The sequence below is a fragment of the Foetidibacter luteolus genome, assembly GCF_009650435.1.
GTDB classification, from domain to species: Bacteria; Bacteroidota; Bacteroidia; order Chitinophagales; family Chitinophagaceae; genus Foetidibacter; species Foetidibacter luteolus.
The window spans coordinates 178,268-187,500 of the sequence record NZ_VVIP01000022.1 but is presented as its reverse complement, the minus strand read 5'-3'; the positions used below and the strand labels follow the sequence as shown (position 1 = coordinate 187,500).

Sequence of the window (9,233 nt, the reverse complement as noted above, 5' to 3'; positions counted from 1 at the left end):
GGGTTAGTCTGGTCCTTAGGAAAACCCGAAAGGGGCATCTGATGGAAAGAAGGTTAATATTCCTTTACCTGCTATACAATGAAAGTGACGGATTGCCGTGGTACCTGCGTCCTGACGGAATAGGGCGCTGAGCTGAACCTTCGGGGGAGGCGAAGGTATAAAAGCGATTCCAAGAAAAGCGAGTATGGCAGCCAGTACCGCAAACCGACACAGGTAGACGGGATGAGTATTCTAAGGCGCTCGGGTGAGCCGTGGAGAAGGAACTAGGCAAATTGACGCTGTAACTTCGGGATAAAGCGTACCGCAGCGATGCGGTCACAGTAAAATGGTTCAACCAACTGTTTAACAAAAACACAGGGCCCTGCAAAATCGAAAGATGACGTATAGAGCCTGATACCTGCCCGGTGCCGGAAGGTTAAGGAAGGATGTTCGGAGCAATCCAAAGCTTCTGACTGAAGCCCCGGTAAACGGCGGCCGTAACTATAACGGTCCTAAGGTAGCGAAATTCCTTGTCGGGTAAGTTCCGACCTGCACGAATGGTCTAATGAGTTGAACACTGTCTCCTCCACGAGCCCGGTGAAATTGTAGTATCGGTGAAGATGCCGGTTACCCGCCACGGGACGGAAAGACCCCGTGAACCTTCACTACAACTTTGCATTGATTTTGAGCAAACAATGTGTAGGATAGTTGGGAGACTATGAAGCAGTGTCGCCAGGCATTGTGGAGTCAACGTTGAAATACCAACCTTTGTTTGCTTAGAACCTAATCCCTGAGCGGGAGACATTGCATGGTGGGTAGTTTGACTGGGGTGGTCGCCTCCTAAAAAGTAACGGAGGCTCGCAAAGGTACCCTCAGTACGGTTGGTAATCGTACATAGAGCGCATTAGTAAAAGGGTGCTTGACTGTGAGGCAGACAAGCCGAGCAGGAGCGAAAGCTGGCTAAAGTGATCCGGTGGTTCTGCATGGAAGGGCCATCGCTCAAAGGATAAAAGGTACTCCGGGGATAACAGGCTGATCTTACCCAAGAGCTCATATCGACGGTAAGGTTTGGCACCTCGATGTCGGTTCGTCACATCCTGGGGCTGGAGAAGGTCCCAAGGGTTCGGCTGTTCGCCGATTAAAGTGGCACGTGAACTGGGTTCAGAACGTCGCAAGACAGTTCGGTCCCTATCTGTGGTGGGCGCAAGTAAATTGAGAGGACGTGACCTTAGTACGAGAGGACCGGGTCGCACGTACCGCTGGTGTATCTGTTGTGGTGCCAACTGCAATGCAGAGTAGCTATGTACGGACAGGATAAACGCTGAAAGCATCTAAGCGTGAAACCTTCCTCAAGATGAGTTTACTTTTAAGGGCTGTCAGAGACGATGACGTTGATAGGCTGCAGGTATAAAGATGGTAACATCAAAGCCGAGCAGTACTAATTGCCCGTAAGCTTTAATTTTTTTAACCCGCCCCTCATCCCCTGAAGGGGAGGTAAGGAGGTGTTAAAAACAATAAGATACTTAAGATAAGAAAGCAATCCCAATATGTACATTATTAAGCTGAGGGCTGAAGGCTCACAGCTCACCTTCTTATGGTGATTTTTCCGGGGGTGTTCACCTCTTCCCATTCCGAACAGAGAAGTTAAGCCCCCCATGGCCGATGGTACTGCACTATCATGCGGGAGAGTAGGTAGTCGCCATATTTATTTAAAAGCCCATCCTCAACAGGGATGGGTTTTTTTGTGCCCGTAACCTACCCCCTGCCTCTAACCCTGGCGCCGGAACTACATGGTGGGAAAAGCTGCACAGCGTATCCAACCGTACAAGTGTGCGACGCAACAATGCCCCATACCTGTTCCTGGTGATGGGTTCATAAAATTGTATTGTTTATACCCAAACAGCACTAAAGAAAGTTTAATAGCATTTATCGCCTGTTTTAACATTAAAAATCTAATTGTTTTCATTTGCTTTTTTAACTACTTTAAAGTTTTTACCTATGTAAAAATGATGAAGTTAAAAGAAGCTATAGCAGTACTGTTATTCTCGCTGTGTTTTGTATTGGTTTCCTGCAAAGCCAAGCCAGCGCTGGAATACAGCAACAGCATGGTTAAAGTATATAGCAGTCTTTTGCCTGAGGCAAATGCCACAGAGTCGAAAATCTCGAAATACATAGAGGAGGGAAATTTTGATACGATAATTGTAATTGCTGAAAAAATGGAGCATTTGATTGATGCGAAGCTAACCGAACTGGATAGCGTACCGGTACCACATGTTAACAATGCCTTGGAATACAAGGAGTCTATGAAAGCGTTTTTTAACTACATCAAAAGTATTTACAACAGTTACAAAGGCTATGGTATGGCGCCGCCGGGGCGTGACAGGGAAAAAGCCGCACAAATGACGATGGCTATTCTGAAAAACAAAGACACAGTAGTGTACCGCATGCAACAGATTCAACAAAAATTTGCTGAGTCAAACGGGTTCAAAATAAAGCAGTAACTGAGCTGGCTTATAATTCGTTGCATGGTTTACCGAACAAATTTTGCATAAAATAAACTCCATTTTATAAAACCGTGTTTAGATTTGCCCTATGCGCATCATGTTTTTGCTCGCCTTGTCTGCACTGGGTTTTAGTATGACCAATCAAAATTCAATAAAAGTAAGTATCGCAGGTTTTGCGCAGGGCACTACTTACCATATCACCTACTATGCACCCGACAGCAACGTAGTGAAGAAAAACGTTGACAGCCTGCTTAACTCCATAGACAGTTCTCTCTCCATCTACAAACCTTATTCGCTTATCAGCCTTTTTAATCAATCGGAGAAAGGGCTGAAAATAAATGAACATTTCGTAAATGTTGTAAATAAATCACTGGAAACTTTTACTGCCACTAAGGGGTTATTTGATATTACCATTGCGCCACTTGTATATGCGTGGGGCTTTGGCGCCAGGAAGAATAATGCCTTGCCGGATTCAGCGGCAGTTGCTTCGCTAAGGCAATGTGTTAATTCAAATTTTCTGCACCTGCAAGGCAATTTTCTTGGTAAAGACAAGCCGTGCGTACAGGTGGATGTAAACGGTATTGCCCAGGGTTACAGTGTAGATGTAGTGGCGGCTTTCCTGGAAGCGCACAATATTTACAATTACGTTGTTGAAATAGGCGGTGAAATAAGGGTAAAGGGGAAAAAAAATGATGGCAGCATGATGAAAATAGGCATCGAGGCACCGGTAGAGAATGAGCTTGATCCGGAGATAATACAACACATTTTGGAAATAGATAGTGGCGCTGTTACCACTTCGGGCAACTATCGTAAGTACTTTGAGAGTGAGGGAAAAAAAATAACCCACCTGATAGATCCCCGGACTGGGTACTCTGTACAAAATGAAATGATTAGTGTAACGGTATACGCCACTGATGCCATTACTGCCGATGCATACGATAATGCGCTGATGCTGATGGGGGTAGACAGTGCTCTTAATTTTGTAAACAACCGCAAAGACCTGGCCGCCTACATGATTTATAAAAGAAAAAACGGCACTGTAGCAGATACTGCAACTGCCGCATTTTACCGGTTGCTGAAGAAGTGAATGGCATTTGAATATTGATTAAACCGGGGCCTAAGATTTTTTTGATACCGGCTTTTGCATTTCATAGGATCGCCTGTTGCGTCGCAATCCTTTCATCTGTATATCTTTGGGCAGCTTTGCCCACCGTAACTGATAATTTTTTGAACTAAAGAACAACCATGAAAAAACAATCAATCAGCTTGCTGTTAATTTTGCTGCTCAGCTCTGTTGTTAGCCTGGCGCAGAATGGCTGGAAAAACCTATTTGACGGAAAATCTCTTAACGGCTGGAAGAAAACCGGCGGTGATGCGGAATACAAAGTAGAAGATGGACAGATTGCCGGCTATACTGTTTTGAATACGCCCAATACTTTCCTGGTAACTGAAAAAGAGTACGGCGATTTTGTGCTGGAACTGGAAGTAAAAATTACAGACACGTCGGCCAATTCGGGCATCCAGTTCAGAAGCCACATTGATCCACAAGGCAACAACGGAAAGGGCAGGGTATTCGGTTACCAGTACGAACTTGACCCATCCAGCCGCCGGTGGACAGGTGGTATTTATGATGAAGGCCGGAGAGACTGGTTGTACCCTTTACAATTAAATGCTTCTGCTCAAAACGCTTTTAAACTGGGTGAGTTTAACAAGGTGCGTATTGAATGTGTTGGAAATGAGATTAAAACCTGGGTTAACGATGTGCCTGCGGCTTACCTGGTTGATAACCTGGATGCAAAAGGATTTATCGCTTTACAGGTTCATAGCATTGGCAGTAACGAAAAATTCGTAGGTGAAAAAATTCTATGGAAAAATATACGGATTAAAACCAGTGGTATAAAACCATCTGCTTTTCCGGCAGGTATTTATGTGCAGAACAATTTGCCCAATCAGTTAACAGCTTATGAAAAAAGCAATGGATGGAAATTATTGTTTGATGGCGTTAGTAATAAAGGGTGGCATGGCGCTTATAAACCTACGTTTCCTGAAAAAGGCTGGCAGATAACGGATGGGGAATTGCGTGTACAGTCCTCGCAAGGGCACGAGTCGGCAAACGGCGGCGACATTGTTACAGATGAGCAGTACAGTGCTTTTGATTTGAGCTTTGAATTTAAGCTTACGCCAGGCGCTAACAGCGGGGTAAAGTATTTTGTGACCCTGGGCGAACATAACCAGGGCAGCGCTATAGGCCTGGAATACCAGGTATTGGATGATACGCTGCACCCTGATGCAAAGCTTGGCAGAGGGGGCAACAGAACGCTTTCGTCTCTGTATGATATGATTAAGGCCGACAAGAACCCCCGATTTATCCATAAGATCGGGGAATGGAACACCGGAAGGGTAATAGTGTACCCGAACAACCATGTGGAGCATTATCTTAACGGTATAAAAGTGTTGGAATATGAGCGTGGTTCACAAGCATTTCGCGATCTGGTGGCGATAAGCAAATACAAAGTATGGACGAACTTTGGCGAAGCAAAAGACGGTCACATACTTATACAGGACCATGGAGATGCGGTAAGCTACAGGAGTATAAAAATAAGAGTGTTGAAATAAAAAATATTTCTGCAATAGGGTTATAATTCCGGCTGCACACAAGCCTGGCTGAAAATATGTGACAGGCTGCACTATCGGGTGAGGGATTGAAGCACAACCAAGTCAAAGCAACTAAATGTTGCTTTGACGATGGTTGCGAACGCAGTTCCCCCGGTGAGGCCTTCGCAGTCTGGGTTTTGAGCCGGAGTAGCAGCACAAGCGAGGAAAAGCAACTAAATGTTGCTTTGACGAAGGTTGCGAACGAAGTTCTGCCCGACCCCTTGCGTAGCTTGGGGGCACCCCCAAACTTTGGTGACTTGTATAAACAGATAAGTATGCAAAAGGAAATAGCTGATATAAGAAAAGATTACAGGATGCAGTCTTTGCAGGAAACAGATGTTGCCAACAATGCCATAGAGCAGTTTACAAGATGGTGGAATGATGCGGTGAACAGCAGTATTGATGAAGTAAATGCCATGACACTGGCTACCTGCGATAAAGATGGCGCCCCTCATGCACGTATTGTATTGCTGAAAAGCTATGATGAAAATGGGTTTGTGTTTTTTACCAACTACCAAAGCCATAAAGGAAAAGAAATAGCAGAAAACCCGAAAGCGGCATTGGTATTTTTTTGGAAAGAGCTGGAAAGGCAGGTGCGTATTGAAGGTATTATTGAAAAGACTGCAGCCGCGGAAAGTGATGAATATTTCTTTTCACGGCCGGCGGGCAGCAAGATAGGCGCATGGGCAAGCCCACAAAGCGCTGTAATTGCATCAAGAGAGGTTCTGGAACAAAACGTTGAACATTATACGGAGAAATTTGGCACAGACATACCAAGACCTGAACATTGGGGAGGCTATATTGTAAAGCCTGCACTTATAGAATTTTGGCAGGGCCGCAGCAGCAGGCTGCATGACCGGATTGTATATGTTAGCCAGGAAGGCGGGTGGTTAAAACATAGGGTGGCCCCTTAACACGATAGTTGTGGTTGAAAAGTTGATTACTATGTGTTAATCAACTTTTCAACGATAAAAAGTTAAGCTTCTTTTTTCTCAGCAACTTTCCTGGATTTTGCTGGCCTTGCAGGACGGCTTTTGCCAAAAGAACCTTTGAAAATTTTGCCTTTTTTGCTTTTTTTATCTCCTCTGCCCATGATATAATTTTTCGGGATGAATAATTTTTTTGTGGCTGCAAAAATGCGGAAAACTATTGAACCTGCAGCAATAAAAAAGCAGAAGTTTTGGCTTCTGCTTTTTTAATAAGGCCTGTAAAAAGTGGTTAGATTTTTTCAGACAGCTCTTTACCTGCTTTAAAACGGGCAACTTTTTTAGCTTTAATTTTAATTGTAGCGCCTGTTTGCGGGTTGCGGCCTGTACGGGCAGCACGTTTTGATACTGAGAAAGTGCCAAAACCTACCAGTGTAACTTTGCCGCCACCTTTTAAGGTTTTGGTAACCGCTTCAGTAAAAGAATCCAAAGCGGCGTTAGCCTGTGTTTTAGTTATTTCCGCATCGTCTGCAATCTTTGCTACCAATTCTGCTTTGTTCATAGTGTTTCTATTTAAATAATTAAAATAAATGGGTTAGTTATTATATAACAGGCTGCAGGCAGGCTATAACTGCTGGCAGCCGTAAAATAGTATGCTTATTTATTTACAGCTTTAGCAAGGTCTGCACCGGCTTTAAATTTAGCTACCTTTTTAGCGGCTATTTTAATAGCTGCGCCCGTTTGTGGATTGCGACCTGTTCGGGCAGCTCTTTTAGATGTAGAGAAAGTACCAAAGCCAACCAGTGTAACGGAATCACCTTTTTTGAGAGATTTGGCAACAGCTTCAGTAAAGGAATCAAGCACAGTGTTAGCCTGTGTTTTTGTAAGGCCGGCATCTTCGGCAAGTTTGGCAACCAATTCAGCTTTGTTCATAGTGATGATTTTGTGGTGGTAAACGTAACAAATTTATTGGCTTTTGCATACCATCAAAATAAATTTCGTGAAGTTTAACGGAATGCGTTAAAAGCTGAATGCCGCATGGGTGCTGCATTTCAGCGGATAAAGCCATTTTTAAGAGGTAACCGCGTAGCTTAGTTGTTTTTCCTGAAAGCCTTTGCTGTAAAGGGTTTCAGCAGTTAGCCCGCTGTAATTCAATACTGGTGCGGCTTTAAGAGAAATATACAATAGTTTCTTTATCGGCAAAACCATTTTAAATAAATTTCCACAATCAATTCACAACCTGCATTATGGTGCCGAAACTTAAAAATTTGTTGCTCCAGGCCTTGGTTTCACTCAACTGCAGCCCGGCAGCATAAAGGGTTTGAAAGCGTGTATATTGGGCTTTGCTATCAGCAAAATACTGGATGGCATAAGTGGGACCTTCTTCCTCATCTACCTCTACCAGGCGCAGTAAAATATGCCTGCTAAAGCAACCTGTACCCAGTGTTTCCGGTATGTGAATATCCTGCATCCACTGCAGCCAAGCATCGTGTATTGACCAATCAATTTTGTAGGTGATATTATAGATAAACATGTTTTTAATATTGAAATGCAATATTAAGCAAGAGAAGCGCATGCCATTAACCCCAGGCAATCTTAACCTATTCCCTCCTCTCTTTCCCCCACAGCAAACACCCATCCCCGTAACTCAAAAAACGAAAATCATGGGTGAGTGCATACTCATATATTTTTTTCCAGTCATCACCCACCAGCGCCGCTACAAGCAGCAGTAAAGTAGATTGCGGCTGGTGAAAATTTGTTACCAGGCCAGTAGCTATTTTAAAAGTATAACCCGGCGCTATTATAATTTGTGTTTTGGTAATTAATCTGTCCAGTTTACGTTCATCCATCCAGCTTAGCAGCGCCAGTAATGCTTCTTTGGCGCTAATATTGGCTGTAGCCAATTCATAAGCCTCCCATTGGGTGAGTGTAATATCGTTTTGGTTTTCTCCCCCCATTATTTTCACTCCCATCCAATACAGGCTTTCTATGGTACGCATGGAAGTAGTGCCAACTGCTACAATGTCCTTATCAAGGCTTTGTACCAGGGTTTCAATGAGCGTTTTATTTACGTCAATAAATTCTGCATGCATTTCATGCTCCTGCATGGTATTGCTCTTCACCGGTTTAAATGTGCCTGCGCCTACATGCAGTGTAACAAAATCTCGTTTAATATTTTTATCTGAAAGTTTTTTAAATAAAGTATCCGTAAAATGTAAACCCGCTGTAGGTGCTGCTACCGAACCATCATATTTAGCATAAATTGTTTGGTAACGTTCTTTATCGCTTTCTTCCACATTCCTGTTAAGATAGGGCGGCAAGGGGATGGCGCCGGCATGGTGCAATACTTCCGCGAAGCTTAAGGAAGCATTGTTCCAGCTATACTCAATCAGGTAATAGTCATTTATCTTCTCTATCCTTTTAGCATTCAGCGTGTAATCATTACCATCACTATTAATCAGTTTAACCAGGGGTTCATTCTTCCATTTTTTAGCGCCGCCTACCAGGCATTTCCACAAAACTTTTTCTTTTTGCAGCATGGCCGTTGTTATGTCGCCATATTGTTCATGGGGCTCCAGGCAAAACAATTCTATACTGCCGCCGGTAGGTTTGTGAAACAGCAGCCGGGCTTCAACTACTTTAGTATTGTTGAAAACCAGCAAAGTTTCCGGCGGAATGAATTCATCAAGCTTAGCATATATGCTTTCTTCTATAAGCCCGGCTTTATATACCAGCAGCTTGCTTTGGTCACGTTCGGCAAGCGGATACCTGGCAATACGCTGTTCCGGAAGTTCGTAAGTAAAATCTTTTATCGCTAAATCTTTGGGATGCTTCATCAGTAAGAGTAATGCCTGCAAAAGTAAGGGCACAAATTGTTTTAAGGCTGTTATAGCTGCTGCACCACAGGTTGTTTACAGGTTTAAATGCTGCTGCACTTTGCGCCAGGGATAGAAGTGAAAACCCCGCTGAAGGTTATGTGCGGCGGCTTTTGCGGCGGAGTTGTAACGGATAGCCCGGCCGCAGGGGCGCCCAAAATATCCCCTTCCTCGTGAATGTTCATTTCTCAGAACGCACCGCTCCTCAACACTCCTCTCCACTTGCGGAGAAGGCCGGTGTCCGCCACTGAATAACGATAATCATGATTATCCTCAATGCTTATTTCTGAAAA

At 43.9% G+C, this 9,233-nt stretch carries 10 protein-coding genes and 2 rRNA genes (1 of these 12 cut by a window edge); 6 read left to right on the top strand and 6 right to left on the bottom strand.

Annotated elements, in window-relative coordinates:
• The 6 genes from F0364_RS06955 to pdxH form a co-directional block, all read left to right on the top strand.
• Positions 1-1,441: ribosomal RNA gene (locus tag F0364_RS06955) — 23S ribosomal RNA — on the top strand; it begins 1,366 nt to the left of the window's first position.
• 131 nt (positions 1,442-1,572) lie between these two features.
• Positions 1,573-1,684 (top strand): 5S ribosomal RNA (rrf, locus tag F0364_RS06950).
• A 301-nt stretch (positions 1,685-1,985) separates the two neighbouring features.
• Positions 1,986-2,480, top strand: a complete 495-nt coding sequence (locus F0364_RS06945) for a hypothetical protein (protein ID WP_153797042.1) — start codon at positions 1,986-1,988, stop codon at positions 2,478-2,480.
• Positions 2,481-2,571: 91 nt separating this feature from the next.
• Positions 2,572-3,570, top strand: coding sequence for an FAD:protein FMN transferase (locus F0364_RS06940; RefSeq protein ID WP_153797041.1), 999 nt, complete (start codon positions 2,572-2,574; stop codon positions 3,568-3,570).
• Positions 3,571-3,728: 158 nt separating this feature from the next.
• Positions 3,729-5,099, top strand: coding sequence for a 3-keto-disaccharide hydrolase (locus tag F0364_RS06935; protein ID WP_153797040.1), 1,371 nt, complete (start codon positions 3,729-3,731; stop codon positions 5,097-5,099).
• Positions 5,100-5,413: 314 nt separating this feature from the next.
• On the top strand, positions 5,414-6,052 hold the full coding sequence (gene pdxH, locus F0364_RS06930) for a pyridoxamine 5'-phosphate oxidase (RefSeq protein WP_153797039.1): 639 nt from the start codon (positions 5,414-5,416) through the stop codon (positions 6,050-6,052).
• A gap of 62 nt (positions 6,053-6,114) precedes the next feature.
• Here the strand turns inward: pdxH and F0364_RS06925 are convergent, their stop codons facing one another.
• From F0364_RS06925 to F0364_RS06900, 6 genes are all read right to left on the bottom strand, one after another.
• Positions 6,115-6,231 (bottom strand): 30S ribosomal protein THX, encoded by a 117-nt coding sequence (locus F0364_RS06925; protein ID WP_153797038.1) that lies wholly within the window; start codon positions 6,229-6,231, stop codon positions 6,115-6,117.
• 125 nt (positions 6,232-6,356) lie between these two features.
• Positions 6,357-6,656: an HU family DNA-binding protein gene (locus tag F0364_RS06920; RefSeq protein ID WP_262885371.1), complete on the bottom strand. Its 300-nt coding sequence runs from the start codon at positions 6,654-6,656 to the stop codon at positions 6,357-6,359.
• A 65-nt stretch (positions 6,657-6,721) separates the two neighbouring features.
• Complete coding sequence (locus F0364_RS06915) at positions 6,722-6,997, bottom strand: HU family DNA-binding protein (protein WP_153797036.1); 276 nt, start codon at positions 6,995-6,997, stop codon at positions 6,722-6,724.
• Between the two features lie 138 nt (positions 6,998-7,135).
• The gene (locus F0364_RS06910) at positions 7,136-7,273 is read right to left on the bottom strand and encodes a hypothetical protein (RefSeq protein WP_153797035.1); all 138 of its coding nucleotides are present in this window, start codon (positions 7,271-7,273) and stop codon (positions 7,136-7,138) included.
• A 19-nt stretch (positions 7,274-7,292) separates the two neighbouring features.
• Positions 7,293-7,598 (bottom strand): DUF4286 family protein, encoded by a 306-nt coding sequence (locus F0364_RS06905; RefSeq protein ID WP_207632548.1) that lies wholly within the window; start codon positions 7,596-7,598, stop codon positions 7,293-7,295.
• Between the two features lie 67 nt (positions 7,599-7,665).
• Positions 7,666-8,901 carry an S-adenosylmethionine:tRNA ribosyltransferase-isomerase gene (locus F0364_RS06900; RefSeq protein WP_153797033.1) on the bottom strand — a complete coding sequence of 412 codons (1,236 nt, stop codon included), beginning with the start codon at positions 8,899-8,901 and terminating at the stop codon, positions 7,666-7,668.
• Positions 8,902-9,233: the final 332 nt, after the last annotated feature.

Bases quoted from the DNA above. Each gene is read 5' to 3' on its own strand.
- F0364_RS06945 (WP_153797042.1), top strand. From the start codon at position 1,986: ATGATGAAGTTAAAAGAAGCTATAGCAGTACTGTTATTCTCGCTGTGT.
- F0364_RS06940 (WP_153797041.1), top strand. From the start codon at position 2,572: ATGCGCATCATGTTTTTGCTCGCCTTGTCTGCACTGGGTTTTAGTATG.
- F0364_RS06935 (WP_153797040.1), top strand. From the start codon at position 3,729: ATGAAAAAACAATCAATCAGCTTGCTGTTAATTTTGCTGCTCAGCTCT.
- pdxH (WP_153797039.1), top strand. From the start codon at position 5,414: ATGCAAAAGGAAATAGCTGATATAAGAAAAGATTACAGGATGCAGTCT.
- F0364_RS06925 (WP_153797038.1), bottom strand. From the start codon at position 6,231: ATGGGCAGAGGAGATAAAAAAAGCAAAAAAGGCAAAATTTTCAAAGGT.
- F0364_RS06915 (WP_153797036.1), bottom strand. From the start codon at position 6,997: ATGAACAAAGCTGAATTGGTTGCCAAACTTGCCGAAGATGCCGGCCTT.
- F0364_RS06910 (WP_153797035.1), bottom strand. From the start codon at position 7,273: ATGGTTTTGCCGATAAAGAAACTATTGTATATTTCTCTTAAAGCCGCA.
- F0364_RS06905 (WP_207632548.1), bottom strand. From the start codon at position 7,598: ATGTTTATCTATAATATCACCTACAAAATTGATTGGTCAATACACGAT.
- F0364_RS06900 (WP_153797033.1), bottom strand. From the start codon at position 8,901: ATGAAGCATCCCAAAGATTTAGCGATAAAAGATTTTACTTACGAACTT.